A 17,117-nucleotide genomic window follows, 5' to 3' on the forward strand; every position below is an offset into this window, starting at 1 on the left:
GCCTACTCCCCGGCGACCCCGTCGATCCGCTCGCGGATGATGTCGGCGTGGCCGTTGTGCCGGGCGTACTCCTCGATCATGTGGACGAGGATCCAGCGCAACGACACGTCATGGCCGTGGCGTTGCGTCTTGCCCACGGTGTCGATGGGGAGCCCGGCGGACACCTCGCGAGAGTGGGCGATCTCCTCCCGCCAGCGGGCGAAGGCCTGCTCCGTCGTGGTCGTCTCCAGGGTGTCGAAGTCGCCGTCGGGATCGTCGTCGGAATAGTAGAACGGGCCGATGCCCTCACCGTTGAGGACGTTGCGGAACCAGTTGCGCTCGACCTCGGTCATGTGGCGGACCAGACCCAGCAGGGAGAGCGTGGACGGCTCGGCGGAGCGCAGGCGAAGCTGCTCGTCCGACAGCCCGGCGCATTTCACCGCCAGGGTCTCCCGGTGCCAGTCCAGCCAGGAGTGCAGCATGGTGCGCTCGTCGGCGATGAAGGGGGTGTCAACGCGCGTGTCGGTCATGGGGCCCAATCCTTTCGCCGCAGGTGGCCGTTGTCATGAGTTTTTCGCAGCCCGGCGGGCGCACGCCGGGTCCGCGAAGGTGCCGGCGACGAGTCGTGACGAAGGGGAGGGCTTGTCCCGGATGTAATCGTTTAATCGTAAGGTGACTCCGGTGAAGGCGATCGGGGGATACGAGCTCAGGCGTGAGCTGGGCCGGGGCGGTATGGGCGTGGTGCACCTCGCCACCACCCCGACCGGTGGCCTGGCCGCGGTGAAGGTGATCCACCCGGAGCTGGCCGGTGACCCGGCCTTCCGGCGGCGCTTCGACCGCGAGGTCACGGCGGCGCGCAGCGTGGCCAGGTTCTGCACCGCTCCCGTGCTCGACGCCGGGATCGAGGAAGGTGCCGCCTACCTCGTCACGGAGTACGTGAGGGGACCCGACCTGGCGCAGGCCGTACGCGAGCAGGGGCCGCTGACCGGCGCCAACCTGGAGGCTCTCGCGGTCGGGATCGCCACGGCGCTGCACGCCATCCACGGGGCGGGGGTGATCCATCGCGATCTCAAGCCGTCGAACGTGCTGCTGTCGCCGCTCGGCCCGCGCGTGATCGACTTCGGTATCGCCCAGCTCGTCGACCACCAGAGCCTGACCAGCCAGACGATCATGGGTACGCCCGCCTTCATGGCCCCCGAGCAGGTGCGCGGCGAGCCGCTGACGCCCGCGATCGACGTCTACGCGTGGGGCGGGATGATCGCGTTCGCCGGCACGGGACGGTTGCCGTTCGGCGGCGGTCCGCCGCCGGAGGTCCTCTACCGGATCCTCAACGAGGGGCCGAATCTCGACGGCCTCGACGAACGCATGCGCGCCGTCGTCGAGCGGGCCATGGCCAGGGATCCCGCGCGGCGGCCGAGCGCCCAGCAGTTGCTGGACGAGCTGATCGGCGGCCGGCCGACCCCGGCGGCGGCAAGCCAGGTGGTCGAGCGTGCCTGGGCCGTCACCGGTGCGCCGGGCGCACCCGAGGGACCGGTCACCGCAGAGACACGGCCCGGAAGGGGCACCCGGCGGTGGCCGTGGATCGCGGGCGCCATCGCGCTCGTGGCGCTCCTGGCAGGCGGATGGACCGCCTACGCCGGCCTCGGCACACCGGCGCTGCCCTACCACGCGGACTTCGCCGAATCCTGGGCCGTCGGCGTGTCCGACGGTGGCAGGGCCGAGCAGGACGGTGGGTCCTACCTGCTGACCGCGAACCCCGGCTGGCGGCTGTGGAAGTCGGCGCCCTTCTCCGCCGAGCCCGCCGAGCCCGCCGAGGGCATCGTGGTCAGCTCCAGGATCCGGCTGGAGCGGGGCTCGGGGGAGTTCGGCGTCTGGTGCCACGGCGACGCGAGTACCGGTGACCGCTACGACTTCGCGGTCACCGGTTCGGGCAGCGCCTCGATCGCCAAACGGCACGGCGGGCAGAGCACGGTCCTGCACGGGCCCGTACGGGTGAAGAAGTCAGCCGACAACCGGATCGTCGCCCAGTGCGAGCAGCGGGGGGACCGGGTCGCCCTGAGCATGTGGCTCAACGACGAACTGGTGAGCGAGGCCGCCGACACGCGGAACCCCTACGGCCCGGGGGACACCGGCGTCTACGCGGCGCCGGACACGGCCGAGCCCGTCCAGGTCAGGTTCCGCTCGTTCGAGCTTCGCCCGGCGAAGGGCTGAGCGGTGCGGTTCGGCGTGCTGGGACCGCTGCGGGTCCTTGACGGCGACCGTGACCTCACGCCCGGACCCGCCAAGCACCGGGCGCTGCTGGCCGCGCTGCTGCTGCGGCGAGGGCGGGTGCTGACCGTCGACCGGTTGATCGCCGAGGTGTGGGGCGAGGAGCCGCCGGCTTCGGCCGAGCCGGTGCTGCGGGTGTACGTGAGCGCGCTGCGCAAGGTGGTGGACGGGATCCGGACCGTGCCCGGAGGCTATCTCCTCGACGTCGACCCCGACCAGGTGGACGCGCACAGGTTCGAGCGCCTGGTGAGCGCCGGCAGGCGGGCCAGGGACGCGGGCAGGATCGCCGAGGCGGCCGACGAGCTGCGCGCCGCCCTGGCGCTCTGGCGGGGACCCGCGCTGGCCGGCATCGACTCGGGGCCGCTGCGGCTGGCCTATGCCGTACCACTGGAGGAGTTGCGGCTCACCGCGCTCGAAGAGCGCGTCGAGCTGGACCTGGCGCTCGGCCGCGGTGCGGAGCTGACCGGGGAGCTGCGCGCGCTCGTGGCCGCGTACCCGCTGCGGGAGCGGGCATGGGGGCAGCTCATGCTGGCGCTCAACCAGGCGGGACGCAGGCCGGAGGCGCTGAGCGCCTACCAGGAGGCGCGGCGGCTGCTGGTCGACGAGCTCGGCCTGGAACCCGGCGCCGAGCTGCGGGAGGCGCACGAGCGGGTACTGGCCAAGGACGCGTCTCCGAGAGCCGTGCCGAACGAGATGCCGCCGGACGTCGTCGATTTCGCCGGGCGAGAGCGCGTGCTGGACTGGATCCGCGGGGCGGTGCCCACGGCCGGTAGCGCGCCCGTCCACCTGGTGCTGCACGGCCCGGCGGGAGCGGGCAAGTCCGCGATGGCGATCCACGCGGCCACCGCGCTCGAATTCCCCGACGGACGGCTTTACGCCTCGCTCAGGGCCAGGACGCCGGGCGCGGTGCTGGAGGACCTGCTGCGCTCGCTCGGCTGCCCGCAGGGGGCCGTGCCCATCGAGCCGGCCGAGCGGGCCCGTCTCTACCGCAGCATGGTGAGCGGGCGGCGGCTGCTGGTGGTGCTGGACGACGCGGTCGACGAGGCACAGGTGCGCCCGCTGCTACCCACCGGGCCCGGCTGCCTGACGCTGGTGACCAGCCGCTCGCCGTTGCTCGGCCTGGAGGCGGCGCGCGCCTGCGAGCTAGACGTGTTCGATCCCGGCGAGTCCGTGGCGATGCTGGCCAGGGTGGTGGGCGAGCAGCGCGTGCGGGCCGAGCCGCAGGCGGCGGCGCGGATCGCGGCGCTGTGCGGCGGGCTGCCGCTGGCGCTCAGGATCGCCGGGTCCAGGTTGGCGCGGCGGCCGGACTGGACGCTGAAGCACCTGGCGGGACGACTTGAGGACGAGCGCGGCCGCCTCGACGAGCTCAGCGCGGGCGATCTGGCCGTACGGAGCAGCCTGGCGCTCGGCTACCACGCGCTCTCGGATCGGGAACGCCTGCTGCTGCGCCGCCTCGGTGCGCTGTCCGCGCCCGACTTCGCCCCGTGGGCGGCCTCGGCGATCCTCGGCGCGCCCGCCGACCGGTTGCTGGAGGCGCTGGCCGAGGCGGGCCTGCTGCAGGTGCGCGGGCTCGACGCGACCGGCCAGGAGAGATACGGATGGCACGATCTGACCAGGCTTTATGCCGCCGAGCGCCTGGACGAGGAGGGCGAGCCCGGGCAGGTCCTCGCCGTGGCCGGACGGGAGATCCTTGACCGCACCCGGCGGGCCAGGGCACTGCTCCTGCCCGCGGAGCCGGGCTCGGGCCAGACCCTGGCCCATACGGCGGAGCAGGTCATGGCCCTTGCGACCACGCAGTTCAGGGAGTCGGCCCGCTGGCTGGCCGCCGAGCGGGGGTTCCTGGTCGCGGCGGTCGCCGACTTCCAGCGGGCCGGCCTGGACGAGGCGGCCTGGCGGCTGGCCTTCTACCTGACGCCCTTCTTCGAGCTCGGCGCGCACCACGAGGACTGGCACATGGCCGCGGAGATCGGCCTGCGGGCCGCGAGGCGGATGGGCCACCGCCACGGCGAGGCGCTGCTGTTGCGGTCCACGGCAGATCTGCACCGGGTGCGGGGCCACCTGGTGGCGGCGGCCGAGGCCCTTCAGCGGGCGCTTTCGCTGGCGGAGGCGGGAGAGGTGGCACGTACCCGGCACCGGCTCGGCCTGGTCCACCTTGCCAGGGGGCGGTCGCAGGAGGCGGAGGCGTGTTTTGTGGCCTGCCTGACCGCGTTCTCGGCCGCGGGCGACCAGCGCGGCAGGGCCGATGCGTTGCGCGCCCTCGGCGGGTTGCGGCGTGCGGAGGACCTGCTCGTCAGGAGCCTCGCGGCCTATCGCGAGCTGGGTGATCCGCGCGGCGAGGCGGCCGTCTCGCTCGACCTCGCCGGGCTCCATCTGGACCAGCGGCGCCCCATCGAGGCGCGTGAGCGGGCCGAACGCGGTCTCGGTCTGCTCAGGCGGCTGGGGGATCGGCTGCCCGAGGCCGCGGGGCTGGTGATCCTGGCCAGGGTGGCCATGGCGGAGGGCCGGCCCGACGTCGCCCGCGGGGCCGCGGAGGAGGCGCTCGGTACGTTCCGCGAGCACGCGGACCGCAGGGGTGCCGCGCAGGCGCTACTGACCCTGGCCGCAGCCCTTTTGGACCTTGATGAGATAGATGGTGCAGTTGGTGCGATAACAAGCTCTATGGGAGAGTTTGACGTTCTCGGTGACCGGCATGGCCTCGCCGGGGCAGAAGAACTCGCCGGCGAGGTACGGCGCCGCCGCGGCCTGCGCCTTTAGCGCACTATGCGGATCCTGAAGGTGTCTCGCCTACGGTCGGGTTCGATTCGATCCATGACGGCTACTAGAGGTGGGACGCGTTGAGAAGAGGAATCACGCCGGCGGTGGCCGCGTCCGTGCTGGCGATCGTGCTGGCCGGTTGCGGGGTGCTTCCCGGGCAGCAGCGCGGTGGTGGCGGCGAGGAGAAGCAGGCCACCGGCTCCACCGAGCCCGTCGACTCCGCTGACTCCGCTGACTCCGCTGACTCCGCTGAGCCTTCCGGGTCCGCCGAGCCTTCCGAAGCCGCTGGGGCCGCCGAGCAGAAGGCCGCGCCCGCCGAGCAGGGCGAGGCGATCGCCGATAGGGAGGTCAAAGCCGGTGGTGCCGACCTGACCGTGCAGATCACCGGCCTCAAGCGGCAGGGCCGGCTCTCCACGCTGACCTGGACGGTCACCAACAAGGGCGACGAGCGCTGGCAGATGAGCAGCGACATGGGGGACACCCCCGGTGGCCTCGGCCTGACCGTGGCGGGGATCAGCCTGGTCGACCCGGTCAACGGCAAGCGGTACACCGTCGCGCGCACGGGCAAGTACCCCAGGGCCAAGTGCCTGTGCTCCGACTACGACGTGTTCACCGAGCCGGGTGAGGTGCTGCCGCTGCACGCCACGTTCGCCGCCCCGCCGCCGGACGTCACGAAGATCAATGTGGACCTCAAAGTGCTGGGCGTGTTCACCGATGTCCCGATCTCCTGAGCGTCTCGCGGTCCTCACGCTCGCGTTCACCCTGGTGGCGGGCCCGGCCGCGGTCGCATGGGCGGATCCGGAGGACGCCGTGGCCGGGGTGGAGGACATCCTCGCCCCCGTCGAGGACGTCATCGCCGAGGTGGAGTCGCTCGACGGCGCCGAGAGCGAGTCCAAGCAGGGTGATCAGGTCACCGTGGCGCTCACCAGCGACGTGCTGTTCGCGCTTGACAGGGCCGCGCTGACGCCGCAGGCGCAACAGCGGCTGCGGCGGGTCGCCGAGCGGATCCAGGCCGACTCCGCGGGCGGGGTGGTCAGGATCGAGGGGCACACCGACGACCAGGGGAGCGACGCCTACAACGACGAGCTGTCCCTGCGGCGGGCGCGGGCCGTGCGGCAGGTCCTTGCGCAGCAGCTGTCACGCGTGACCTTTCAGGCCGTGGGCTTCGGCGAGAGACGGCCCAGAGTGCCCAACGCCGTCCAGGGACGGCCGGTGAAGGAGAACCAGGCGAAGAACCGGCGGGTGGAGATCGTCTTCGACGCCAAGCGGTGATCCGAGCCCTGTCCGGCGCATCGGTGCGTCGAGATCCGATCCGTCATAAGCCACGTACCGCCCGGGAAAGGTCACTTGCTGAAACCGGCCGTCAGGCCGCTGAGCAGCTGACGGCGGCCGACCACGTACAGGATCAGGAGGGGGAGCGTGGTCAGCACGACGGAGGCGAGTACGGCGGGCACGTTCACGCTGTACTGTCCCTGGAAGGTCCACAGCGCGAGCGGCAGCGTGCGCTTGTCGGGGCTCTGGGTGAGGATCAGCGGTAGCAGGAATCCGTTCCAGATCGTCAGCGCGTTGTAGATCGTCACCGTCACCACGGCCGGCAGGGTGAGCGGTAGGGCCAGGCGCCAGAGCGTCGTCATCTCGCCCGCGCCGTCCAGCCGCATCGACTCGAACAGCTCTTTGGGCACGTCACGGATGAAGTTGGCCAAGACCAGCACCGACAGCGGGATCGCGAAGGCGATGGACGGGAGGATCAGCGCCGCCAGCGAGTCGTAGAGGCGCAGCCGGATGATGATCAGGTAGATCGGGATGATGGTCGCCTGCAGCGGGATGGCCAGCCCCATGAGAAAGAGCGAGTTCACCCCGCGCAGGAAGCGGTGGGCGCCGCCCCGGACGATCGCGTACGCCGCCATGAACGCGACCGTGACCGCCGGGACGACCGCGCCGACGGTCACGATGAGGCTGTTGAGGAAGTACAGCGGGAAGTCGGACTCGATGACCATCTTGTAGTTGCTGAGGGTCGGCTCGGTAGGCGGCGCCAGCGGGTTGGTGGCGTAGTAGGTGCTCTGTGCCTTGAAGCTGGTGATGAGGATCCAGTAGATCGGCACGATCACGATCGCCAGCCACAGCCAGCCCGCGGCCCCGCCCAGCCAGTTGGGGCGTTCGCCGCCTGGACGCGGTCGGCGCCGGCGCGGTTCCGTTTCGGCCGCCGGGGTCCGCTTGAGCCCGGTCGTGTGGGTCAAGCCCATGGTCAGGCCCCTTCCATCTGGCTGGCTCCTGCGTCGCCGCCGCCGAGCCGGCGCAGGAGCAACGCCAGGGCCAGGCCCACGAGGACGAGGATGACGGCGATGGCACTGGCCGGTCCCATGAGGTTGGCCTGGAACCCGCGCTTGTACATGTCCAGGGCGAGCACCCGGGTGGCGTCGCCAGGACCGCCCGCGGTCAGCACGAAGATCAGGTCGAAGAAGGTCAGGGACCCGACGACCATGAGGGTGGAGGACGTGATGATCGTGTACTTGAGCTGCGGCAGCGTGATGCTGAAGAACTTGCGGACGCGGCCCGCGCCGTCCAGTTCGGCGGCCTCGTACATGGAGCGCGGGATCTGCCGTACGCCGCCCTGGTAGATCAGCGAGTGGAAGGGGATGAACTGCCACGACACCACGAAGATCACGACGCTGAAGGCGAGGAAGGGCTCGCCGAGCCAGTCCTGTGCGAGCAGCCCGATGTGCAGCCCGGCACCGAGCCCGAAGTTCGGATCGAGCAGCGCCTTGTAGGCGATGGCGACGGCGGCCGAGCTGAGCAGCAGTGGGATGAAGTACAGCACGGCCAGCAGCGCGCGATAGCGCTGGTGCCCGGCCAGGAACACCCCGATCAGGATGCTGATCGGCGTCTGAACCGCCCAGGAGGCGGCCATCACCAGCAACGTCACCCACAGCGCGTGCAGGAGGCCGGGGTCGCTGAGCACGGCCCACCAGCTGGTGAGCCCGGACATCTGGATGTCGCCGAGCCCGTCCCAGGACGTGAAGCTGAGGAACAGGACCCCGACCAGTGGAATTACCCCGAAGGCGACGAACACCGCCAGAGCCGGCACGGCCAGCCACGGGAGGACGCCGCCTCGGGCCTCTCGCGTGGCGGCCGGCGGCGTCCCCCTCCGCACGGGGGTGGCGAACGCGCTCAACTGCCGATGACCGCGTTCATGTTGGACACGAACTGCTGCGGCGTGATCGACAGCTGGAACAGCTTGGCGATGTTGTCCAGCAGCACCTCGGCTGCGGTGGGGCTGAGCGCCTGGTCCCAGGACTGGGCGAACGACTTGGCGTTGCTGGCGATGCCGTAGACGAACTTCAGGAAGTCCGCGTCCTTGGCGGTGGCGAACGCGCTGTCGGCGCCGTTGACGATCGGCACCGCGCCCGTGCTGGCCCACTCCTTGACCTCCTCGTCACTGAGCACGGCGGTGGCGAAGAACTTCTTGGCGATCTCCTTCTGCTCGGCGGTCGCGTTGGACGAGATCGACAGGTATTGGCCCGGGTTGCCGACGGTGTTGCTGGGGTCGCCCTTGCCGCCCTCGACCGGCGGGAAGTTCATGTAGCCGAGGTGGCCGCCGGAGACGAAGTCACCGCCGTCGGTCGACATGCTGCCGTACGTCCAGCCGCCGTGCAGCATCATCGCGGCCTTGCCGGTGTACAGCAGGGCCTGGTCGGCGTTGGAGTCGGCCGTGATCGAGGAGAAGCCCTTGATGAACCCGTCCGCCTTGACGAGGTCCTGCAGCTTGGTCAGGGCGTCGAGGGCGGCGGGGTGGGACCAGGCGTCCTTCTTGCCGTCGAACACGGCCTGGAACACCTCGGGGCCGCCGATGCGGTCGAAGAGGAACTCCAGCCACATCATGTTCGTCCAGCGGGACTGGCCTCCAAGGGAGAACGGGGCGATGCCGGCGGCGTTGAACTTGGGGACCAGGGCCATGATGTCGCCCCACGACTCCGGCGGCTGCACGCCGACCTGGTCGAAGATTTTCTTGTTGTAGTACAGGACGATGGGCTGCATGGTCTCGCACGGCATCGCGTAGATCTTGCCGTCGATCGTGGCCGCCCCGAAGGAGGAGGGGAACAGCCGGTCCTTCACGGCGGCGTTCTGGTCGAACCACGAGGTGAGGTCCTCCACCTGGCCGGCCTGCACGTACGTGCGCAGGGTCCCGCCGCCCCAACCCCAGATGATGGTGGGGGCCTGGCCCGCCCCGATCGCCGTCTTGATCTTCGTCTTGTACGCGTCGTTCTGGAGGATCGTCCCGGTGATCTGCCCGTTGGGGTTGGCCTTGTTGAACCGCTCCACGGCCCGGGTGCGCACGCCCTCCTGCGGCTGGACCGCCAAGTACCAGTAAGTGGCCTTGGTCCCACCGCCTCCGCCTCCGCCCGCCGCTGTGGGGCCGGAAGTGCCACAGGCCGCCAGCGCGGCTCCCAGGGGGATGCCCATGGAGAGGGTGAGGAAGGTGCGGCGAGATGGTGTCGTTGACTCCACGCTGATCTCCGTATGTCGAATGCCGAGCTGGGCGCGGCTCCATGTGAAACATCAGTGGCGGTGGTCGTCGGTCGTGGATCAGCACCTCCGCTGCCAGGCATCCGCTCTTCTTGAGCCCAGCATGTCGAAACATTTCCGAAACAGGCCGCGTGGCACGCAAATTTAGATTTCCGCTACTTGCCTGTCAAGGGGTGGCCTCATATCGGCATGAGCTTCGTATGTAAGGTATGTAATGTACTCTCATCTGGGACTTTTCCTGGTCATCTCAGGTGCGCCAGGATTCGAGCAGGGCTACCGCAACACGCCGAAAAGTTTCGGAAAGTTGTCCGGGTGAGTTTTTCTTGAGGAGAGAGCAGATGACGGCGCTAGATGGGGCCTCCGCGGCGGGCCGGATCCTCCGTCCGTGGCAGGACCCGGCACTCCCCGTGGCCGACCGGGTCGACGCCCTCCTTGAGGAGATGACCCTGGAGGAGAAGATCGGCCAGCTCGGCAGCCGGTGGCTCGGCAACGACATGCAGGCCGACCAGGGCGGGGAGCCCGAGGGGGAGGCCGAAGGCCCGGCGAACGTGGCCCCGATGCAGGACGTCTTCGCGGCCTCGGGGAGGGTGCCCTTCGAGGAGGCGATCCGCCACGGGCTCGGCCACCTGACGCGGGTGTTCGGCAGTGCTCCGGTGACCGCGGCGGAGGGCGCCGCGGAGGTGGTACGGCTGCAGTCCGAGGTGGTGAAGCATTCCCGGCTCGGCATCCCGGCGCTGGTCCACGAGGAGTGCCTGACCGGTTTCACCACTTACGGCGCGACCGTCTACCCGGCGGCCATCGCCTGGGGCGCGACGTTCGACCCGGACCTGGTAGAGCGGATGGCCGCCGCCATCGGGCGGGACATGCGCGCCGTGGGCGTCCACCAGGGCCTGTCGCCGGTGCTGGACGTGGTGCGCGACTACCGCTGGGGCCGGGTCGAGGAGACCATGGGTGAAGACCCGTACCTCGTCGCGATGCTCGGCGCGGCCTACGTGCGCGGCCTCGAGAGCGCCGGGATCATCGCCACGCTCAAGCACTTCGCCGGCTACTCCGCCTCCCGGGCGGCCCGCAACCACGGCCCGGTGCCGATGGGCCGGCGCGAGCTGATGGACATGATCCTGCCGACGTTCGAGACCGCCATCGTCGAGGGCGGCGCGCGTTCGGTCATGAACTCGTACTCCGACGTGGACGGCGTTCCCGCCGCGGCCGACTCGTGGCTGCTGACCGACCTGCTGCGCGACGAGTGGGGGTTCACCGGGACGGTGGTGTCGGACTACTGGGCGATCCCGTTCCTCGCGACGACGCACCAGATCGCCGCGGACACCGACGAGGCCGGGGTGCAGGCGCTGACCGCGGGCATCGACGTCGAGCTGCCCGACACGCTCGGCTTCGGCCAGCACCTCGCCGGGCGGGTGCGGCGGGGCGAGCTGCCGGAGTCCCTGGTCGACCGGGCCGCCCGGCGCCTGCTCACGCAGAAGGTGCAGCTCGGACTGCTGGACCCGGACTGGACGCCGGAGAAGTCGGTGGCCGGGGCACGGGCCGTGGACCTGGACTCGCCGGCCAACCGGGCACTGGCCCGGGAACTGGCCGAGCGGTCGATCGTGCTGCTCGACGCGGGCACCGCGCTGCCGTTGCTCGGCGAGGGGCGTCCGGGGCCGCGCCGGGTGGCCGTGGTCGGCCCCTGCGCCGACGACCCGCACACGTTCATGGGCTGCTACGCCTTCCCCAACCACGTGCTGCCCCGTCATCCGGGGCTCGGGCTCGGCGTGGCCGCACCCAGCCTGCTCGACGCGCTGCGGGCCGAGCTGCCCGATGCCGAGCTGATCCACGAGCCAGGCTGCGACGTGCGGGGCGACGACCGCTCCGGCTTCGTCGCCGCGCTCCAGGCGGCCCGTGAGTCCGACGTGTGCGTGGCCGTCGTCGGCGACCTGGCGGGGATGTTCGGGCTGGGTACGTCGGGCGAAGGCTGCGACGCCGAAGACCTGCGGCTGCCCGGCGTGCAGGAGGACCTGCTGGCCGAGCTGGTCGCCACCGGCACGCCGGTCGTGGTGGTCGTCGTCTCGGGCCGTCCATACGCGCTGGGCCGGGTGTCCGGGACGGCCGCCGCGCTCGTCCAGGCGTTCATGCCCGGCGAGGAGGGCGGGGCGGCCGTCGCCGGGGTCCTGTCCGGCAGGGTGCAGCCCAGCGGAAAGCTGCCGGTGCAGATCCCACGCGGCCCGGGCGGGCAGCCGGGCACCTACCTGCAGCCGCCGCTGGGCTCCAACAGCCACGGCATCAGCAATCTCGACCCGACCCCGCTGTTCCCGTTCGGGCACGGCGCCTCGTACACCACCTTCGAGATCGACGATCTGCGGATCAGCGACGCCGAGGTGCCCACCGACGGCGAGTTCACCGTGTCGGTGCGGGTACGCAACACCGGGGGCCGGGCGGGCGAGGAGGTCGTCCAGCTCTTCCTGTACGATGTGGTCGCCCAGGTCACCCGACCGGTGCGGCAGCTCACCGGGTTCGCCCGGGTTCGGCTGGAGCCCGGCGCGAGCGCCCTGGCGACCTTCACCGTGCCCGCCGACCGGACCGCGTTCACCGGGCGCGACCTGCGGCGTATCGTCGAACCGGGGGACCTTGAGGTGCTCGTGGGCACGTCGGCGTCCGACCTGCCCTGCCGGGGCCACATACGATTGACCGGCCCGCTGCGTCACGTCGGCCTGGGCCGCCGACTGGTCACCCGCGTGGATGTGGAACCGACACCGGGCTCTTCCGCCACACAGCAGGGAGGAACAGATGCCGGCCAGTCCTAAACGGGCCACGCTGGCCACGGTCGCGGCCTCGGCGGGCGTGTCGGTCGCGACCGTGTCGAAGGTGCTCAACGGCCGAGGTGACGTCTCCCCGGTGACCCGCTCCCTCGTGGAGTCGTTGCTGGAGCAGCACGACTACGTCGCGCCGCCGCAGCGCCGCCGGGGCGACGCGGCCGTGCTGGACACGATCGAAGTGGAGCTGGACGCCGATCTCAACGCGTACTCGACCGAGATCGTCCAGGGCGCTGTGCAGGCCGGGGCCGAGGTCGACGCGGCGATCGTGGTGAGCATCCGGACGAACGCCGACCGCGCCGGAGCCTGGGCGCGCGGCCTGGTCACGGCCGGACGGCGGGCCCTGATCGCCATCACCAGCGAGTTGACCGCCGGGCAGCTCGCCGCCCTGTCCCGCGTGCGGTTGCCACTGGTCGTGATCGACCCGCTGAACCTGCCGCAGACCAGGGGGGTCACCAGCGTCGGCTCGACGAACTTCGCCGGGGGCCTGGCCGCGACGCAGCACCTGCTCACGCTCGGACATCGGCGCATCGCCTACCTCGGCGGCCCGGCCACCGCCGCCTGCAACCAGGCCCGGCTACACGGCTACCGCGCCGCCATGGAGGCCGCAGGCGCTTCGGTTCCTCCGGGTTACGTACGGGCGGGGCACTTCCGCTACCAGGAGGGTGTGACGGGCGGCGCGGCCCTGTTCGACCTGCCTGAGGTCCCCACTGCCATCTTCACCGGCTGCGACGACATCGCGCTCGGCGTGCTGGAGGCGGCCAGGGCGCGAGGGTTGCGCGTGCCCGAGGATCTCAGCATCGTCGGCTTCGACGACACCCAGGTCGCCTGCATGGCCTCGCCCCCGCTGACCACCGTACGCCAGCCGCTGCGAGAGATGGGCGGCGTCGCCGTACGCACGGCCCTGCGCCTGGCGGCAGGCGAACGAGTCGACTCCCACCACGTCGAACTCGCCACCGAACTGGTGGTACGCGGTTCCACCGCCCCCGCCCCACCCGAGGGCCCCACCGGCCGAAACTGACCCGCTTACGACCGCCCACCGGAGGGTGGCGCGTGCCCGTCTCGCCGTCCTTATGGACGTGAAGATGCCGGACATGGGCGGCATCGAGGCGACACGGCGTATCTGTGCCGACCCGGCCGGCGCCGACATCCGCGTACTGATCCTCACCACGTTCGATCAGGACGAATACGTCTACGCGTCGCTACGGGCAGGTGCGAGCGGCTTCCTCCTCAAGCACGCCACGGCGACCGAGCTCCTGGCCGCCATCAAAGTCGTCGCCGCCGGCGAAGCGCTGCTCGCGCCCACCGTCACCCGTCGGCTCATCGCCGAATTCCTGCGACGCCCCCACCCCGCCCCGGCCGCGCGAGACCTCGACGACATCACCCAGCGCGAGCGCGAGGTGCTCGCCCTCATCGGCAGGGGAATGTCCAACTCCGAGATCGCCGAGCACCTGCACCTCACCGTCGGCACGGTCAAGACCCATATCGGCCGACTCCTGGCCAAACTGCACGCCCGGGACCGGGCTCAGCTCGTCATCGCCGCCTACGAAGGCAGGCTCGTCAACCCGTCGCCGCAATGATCACCAAGCTCGCCGGCCCCAGCCGCGGTCAGGCCTTCCCAAACCGTCGGCCTGCCTCTGCGTGATCACCTACCGACACGAACATCATTTCAGCTCGTGTATGCATCTCTTCTAGTACATCGAGATCTGATCCGTCATGATGACTGACCTGCGGCGATCTTTTAGAAGGCGTTCTGATCTGGGCTTTTGGCTTTCGCTGGTTCTCGTCGTTTCGCGCCGCTTCTCGTGCCCATGTGCCCTGGGTGTGCCCTGTGCTTCCCGGTCTGGAGGGCCGCACCGCCGGGTCCGGCCATGCGAAAACTGCTCGATCATGAGACTGAGCGATGGCTACGCTGGCGAGCATCTCGCATTACCTGTCGCTGTCTTCGGTGCTCTTACGGAGCAGGGACGAAACAAGGCAGGAGGCCGGTTCCGTGGCGATTCCTAAGAAGGGCTCAAGGCTGATCAGCGTCGACGGCACCGCCTATCGCTGGCGGATCCGCCACAAGCCCACATACTCCCAGGCAAACAGCTGGGGATCACTGACCTACGCGGTGGAGCTGGCTGAGGGACAGGGGCGGGTTCTCCTGGTGGAGCTCCCCTGTTCTCGACCGGACGCCTGGTTCGGGGAGCGAACGATGACTATACGGCCGGCTCTCGTGGCGGCGACCATACGGAGGGCTCTTGACTGCGGCTGGGACCCCTCACAGGCAGGCAGCGCCTTCACTCTCAATCTTACCGAAGGTGAGCTGAGCGATGTGATGAACGGTCATCCACCCCCTCACGGAATCCCCTTTAGGCCCGTCTGGTCGACTTAAAAGACACCTGCTTTAGGAGAGCGACGCTCCTGTGGTCCGGTGTGCTGGGTGACCTGCGGGATGCTAAGCATCGATAGATGCCGTACCTTGATCATCTCGCGCATGTCCCACACCTGGAGGTTATCGGGAGGGACGGCCCAAGCTTGTGCTGTACGTGCAGCAGCCACTCGAAACGGGATATCTTCTCGCGATGAGTGCCCAGTACGCATGGTCTGAACGCTTCCCTGCAAGGCATCCGATGACCGAGGGTTCTGATCACCCGGCGGTCAGTCCACTCGGCGATCTGTATCCCCCGGCTACCGAAGCAGAGGTCCGCGAGCTTGAAGAGCGGCTGGGTGTGGGGCTGCCGCCGAGTTACCGGCAGTTTCTCCTGTTCGCCAACGGGTGGGGCAGCGACGATGACTGCTGCCTGCTGCGTGTCGAGGAAGTCGGCTGGCTCCGTGATGTCGATCCCTCGATCGCCGAGAGCTGGTCAGCACCCAAGCAGGAGAACTCATGGAGCGTGCCAGACGAGCTCTACTTCGTCTACGGACTGGAGCAGGACTCCATTCATTACAGAGGGGAGTATGTGCCCGACACCTTTCTGGCCGGGTATTGGGATGATGGAGTGGCTCTCCTCAATCCCCACGTCAGCACCGCTGAAGGTGAGTGGGAAGCCTGGTATCTCGCGCCATGGCTGGCTGGCGCTAACCGTTACAGGTCCTTCTGGGACCTCGCAATGGACGAGCTGAGAATGCGATACCCGAGTTGATGTCCCTTTCGTCGTTGAGCTTCGCCGTCTCGGGTCCTTCGTGGCGGTGGTCATGCGCGTGGGCGGCGCTGGCCGCGACCGGCCGGAGAGCCGCAGCGCGGCCAGCGACCGCCCCGACGCGCGCCGACCGCCGCAGGCGGGCAGCCTTGACGACTTAGCCTCATCGGAGGTCTCATCCGTTTCCAAGTGCTACCTGTCAGGTCTCATGATCTGCGCGACAGATCGTGCTCAGGACCTGTGTGACACTTCGCTGAGTGCTGGCGGAGCTGAGCATGGTCGAGCAGCGGTACCAAGCCGTGCTGCAGGTGTCATCCGGGGCGAGCGTCACCGAGGTCGCCCAGCGATTCGAATCCCTTCGGGCGCGCATCTCCCCAGGTGAGCCGAGTCTCGGCTCCAAGATCAAGCCCATCCTTTTCGGTGGACCTCGTGCCGTGCCCGTGCGTCCATGCCCGCTGCGTCGTCGTGAACCAGGCGACCCCGGCACGCGCCAGGCGGTCGCGCACCCGCACCCACTCCGGCGGACCCGCGCCCTCCTCGCCGTACCGTGCGTCGTGCTCCGTCACTGGATCAGCCATGCCGACCGACCCTGGTGATGAGTTGTCGCGCCCGCACCCGTCACACCTACGACGGGACACGACGAGGCGGAAGGATGACGTGATGAGTGCGGATACGCGGCTGGAGGAGCTGGGCGTGAGCGGTCTGGACGAGGTCGACGAGCCGGCGTTCTCGGGACTGGCGGAGCGGCACCGGCGAGAGCTGCACGTGCACTGCTACCGGATGCTCGGGTCGTTCGAGGACGCCGAGGACACCGTGCAGGAGACGTTTCTCCGTGCCTGGCGGCGGCGGGAGACCTTCGAGGGGCGGTCGACGTTCCGGGCCTGGCTGTACCGGATCGCCACCAACGCCTGCCTGGACCTGCTCGCCAAGTGCCGCCCGGAGCCTGCGACCGGCGGCGAGGTGCTGTGGCTGCAGCCCTACCCGGACCGGCTGCTCGACGAGCTGCCCGCGGGCGACGCGGACGAGCCGGAGACCGTCGCCGTCGCGCGGGAGACGATCGAGCTGGCGTACCTGGTCGCAGTCCAGCACCTCGCGCCGCGCCCGCGGGCCGTGCTGATCCTGCGGGACGTGCTCGGCTGGCCGGCGAAGGACGTCGCGGAGCTCCTCGGGGACTCCGTCAACTCCGTGAACAGCGCGCTGCAGCGGGCCCGCGCCGGCATGCGGGAGCACCTGCCCGCCGAGCGGCAGGACTGGACCGGCGGCGAGGAGGACGCCGGGACGCGCGAGCTGGTGCGCCGCTATACCGACGCCAGCGTGGCCACGGACGTCGACGGGCTCGCCGCACTGCTGCGGGACGACGTCCGCTGCTCGATGCCGCCCACGCCGGGCCTGTACGTCGGCCGCGACACGGTGGTGAACGACTGGGTCGAGAGCGGCTTCGAGGGCATGAAGCACCTGCGCGCCGTCCTCACCTCCGTGAACCGGCAGCCCGCCGTCGCCTTCTATCTCTGGCGGAAGCAGGAGGGTGCGTACCTGCCGCTGACGATCGACGTCCTACGCGTCACCGGCGGGGCGATCACCGAGATCGTCACGTTCCACGACGACCAGTTCCCGCGGCTCGGGCTGCCGGAGCGCCTGCCGGCGGACGGCACGGAGTAGTCCC

General features: G+C 70.0%; 13 protein-coding genes. 9 read left to right on the forward strand and 4 right to left on the reverse strand.

Going from position 1 to position 17,117, the window contains the following annotated elements:
* Nucleotides 1-2: 2 nt before the first annotated feature.
* Nucleotides 3-509, reverse strand: coding sequence for a DinB family protein (locus ACWD3H_RS18300; RefSeq protein ID WP_451955786.1), 507 nt, complete (start codon nt 507-509; stop codon nt 3-5).
* A gap of 151 nt (nt 510-660) precedes the next feature.
* On the opposite strand from ACWD3H_RS18300, the gene ACWD3H_RS18305 reads away from it, so the two are divergent.
* The 4 genes from ACWD3H_RS18305 to ACWD3H_RS18320 all read left to right on the forward strand — a co-directional run bounded on the left by ACWD3H_RS18305 (nt 661) and on the right by ACWD3H_RS18320 (nt 6,273).
* Nucleotides 661-2,190 carry a protein kinase domain-containing protein gene (locus tag ACWD3H_RS18305; protein ID WP_451955787.1) on the forward strand — a complete coding sequence of 510 codons (1,530 nt, stop codon included), beginning with the start codon at nt 661-663 and terminating at the stop codon, nt 2,188-2,190.
* Between the two features lie 3 nt (nt 2,191-2,193).
* Entirely contained in the window at nt 2,194-5,001 is a 2,808-nt protein-coding gene (locus ACWD3H_RS18310) for a BTAD domain-containing putative transcriptional regulator (RefSeq protein ID WP_451955788.1), read from the forward strand.
* An 80-nt stretch (nt 5,002-5,081) separates the two neighbouring features.
* Entirely contained in the window at nt 5,082-5,732 is a 651-nt protein-coding gene (locus tag ACWD3H_RS18315) for a hypothetical protein (protein WP_451955789.1), read from the forward strand.
* The gene (locus ACWD3H_RS18320) at nt 5,716-6,273 is read left to right on the forward strand and encodes an OmpA family protein (protein WP_451955790.1); all 558 of its coding nucleotides are present in this window, start codon (nt 5,716-5,718) and stop codon (nt 6,271-6,273) included. Before ACWD3H_RS18315 ends, ACWD3H_RS18320 begins: the two co-directional genes overlap by 17 nt.
* 71 nt (nt 6,274-6,344) lie before the next feature.
* Here ACWD3H_RS18320 and ACWD3H_RS18325 read toward each other — a convergent pair whose 3' ends face one another.
* From ACWD3H_RS18325 to ACWD3H_RS18335, 3 genes are read right to left on the reverse strand one after another with little or no spacing between them, the layout of a single operon-like run.
* On the reverse strand, nt 6,345-7,244 hold the full coding sequence (locus ACWD3H_RS18325; protein ID WP_355554661.1) for a carbohydrate ABC transporter permease: 900 nt from the start codon (nt 7,242-7,244) through the stop codon (nt 6,345-6,347).
* Nucleotides 7,245-7,246: 2 nt separating this feature from the next.
* Entirely contained in the window at nt 7,247-8,173 is a 927-nt protein-coding gene (locus ACWD3H_RS18330; RefSeq protein WP_451955791.1) for a carbohydrate ABC transporter permease, read from the reverse strand.
* Nucleotides 8,170-9,507, reverse strand: a complete 1,338-nt coding sequence (locus ACWD3H_RS18335) for an extracellular solute-binding protein (RefSeq protein WP_451955792.1) — start codon at nt 9,505-9,507, stop codon at nt 8,170-8,172. The genes ACWD3H_RS18330 and ACWD3H_RS18335 overlap by 4 nt, the downstream gene beginning before the upstream one ends.
* 356 nt (nt 9,508-9,863) lie before the next feature.
* On the opposite strand from ACWD3H_RS18335, the gene ACWD3H_RS18340 reads away from it, so the two are divergent.
* The 5 genes from ACWD3H_RS18340 (at nt 9,864) to ACWD3H_RS18360 (ending at nt 17,113) form a co-directional block, all read left to right on the forward strand.
* Nucleotides 9,864-12,320, forward strand: a complete 2,457-nt coding sequence (locus ACWD3H_RS18340) for a beta-xylosidase/alpha-l-arabinosidase (RefSeq protein ID WP_451955793.1) — start codon at nt 9,864-9,866, stop codon at nt 12,318-12,320.
* Nucleotides 12,304-13,350 carry a LacI family DNA-binding transcriptional regulator gene (locus ACWD3H_RS18345; RefSeq protein WP_451955794.1) on the forward strand — a complete coding sequence of 349 codons (1,047 nt, stop codon included), beginning with the start codon at nt 12,304-12,306 and terminating at the stop codon, nt 13,348-13,350. Before ACWD3H_RS18340 ends, ACWD3H_RS18345 begins: the two co-directional genes overlap by 17 nt.
* A 52-nt stretch (nt 13,351-13,402) precedes the next feature.
* The gene (locus tag ACWD3H_RS18350; RefSeq protein WP_451955795.1) at nt 13,403-13,909 is read left to right on the forward strand and encodes a LuxR C-terminal-related transcriptional regulator; all 507 of its coding nucleotides are present in this window, start codon (nt 13,403-13,405) and stop codon (nt 13,907-13,909) included.
* Nucleotides 13,910-14,896: 987 nt separating this feature from the next.
* Nucleotides 14,897-15,457, forward strand: a complete 561-nt coding sequence (locus ACWD3H_RS18355) for an SMI1/KNR4 family protein (protein ID WP_451955796.1) — start codon at nt 14,897-14,899, stop codon at nt 15,455-15,457.
* Between the two features lie 657 nt (nt 15,458-16,114).
* On the forward strand, nt 16,115-17,113 hold the full coding sequence (locus ACWD3H_RS18360; RefSeq protein ID WP_451955797.1) for an RNA polymerase subunit sigma-70: 999 nt from the start codon (nt 16,115-16,117) through the stop codon (nt 17,111-17,113).
* Nucleotides 17,114-17,117 lie beyond the last annotated feature (4 nt).

This window comes from Streptosporangium sp. NPDC002607, assembly GCF_053592655.1.

Bases quoted from the DNA above. Each gene is read 5' to 3' on its own strand.
- ACWD3H_RS18300 (WP_451955786.1), bottom strand. From the start codon at position 509: ATGACCGACACGCGCGTTGACACCCCCTTCATCGCCGACGAGCGCACC.
- ACWD3H_RS18320 (WP_451955790.1), top strand. From the start codon at position 5,716: ATGTCCCGATCTCCTGAGCGTCTCGCGGTCCTCACGCTCGCGTTCACC.
- ACWD3H_RS18325 (WP_355554661.1), bottom strand. From the start codon at position 7,244: ATGGGCTTGACCCACACGACCGGGCTCAAGCGGACCCCGGCGGCCGAA.
- ACWD3H_RS18340 (WP_451955793.1), top strand. From the start codon at position 9,864: ATGACGGCGCTAGATGGGGCCTCCGCGGCGGGCCGGATCCTCCGTCCG.
- ACWD3H_RS18345 (WP_451955794.1), top strand. From the start codon at position 12,304: ATGCCGGCCAGTCCTAAACGGGCCACGCTGGCCACGGTCGCGGCCTCG.
- ACWD3H_RS18350 (WP_451955795.1), top strand. From the start codon at position 13,403: ATGGACGTGAAGATGCCGGACATGGGCGGCATCGAGGCGACACGGCGT.
- ACWD3H_RS18355 (WP_451955796.1), top strand. From the start codon at position 14,897: ATGAGTGCCCAGTACGCATGGTCTGAACGCTTCCCTGCAAGGCATCCG.
- ACWD3H_RS18360 (WP_451955797.1), top strand. From the start codon at position 16,115: ATGAGTGCGGATACGCGGCTGGAGGAGCTGGGCGTGAGCGGTCTGGAC.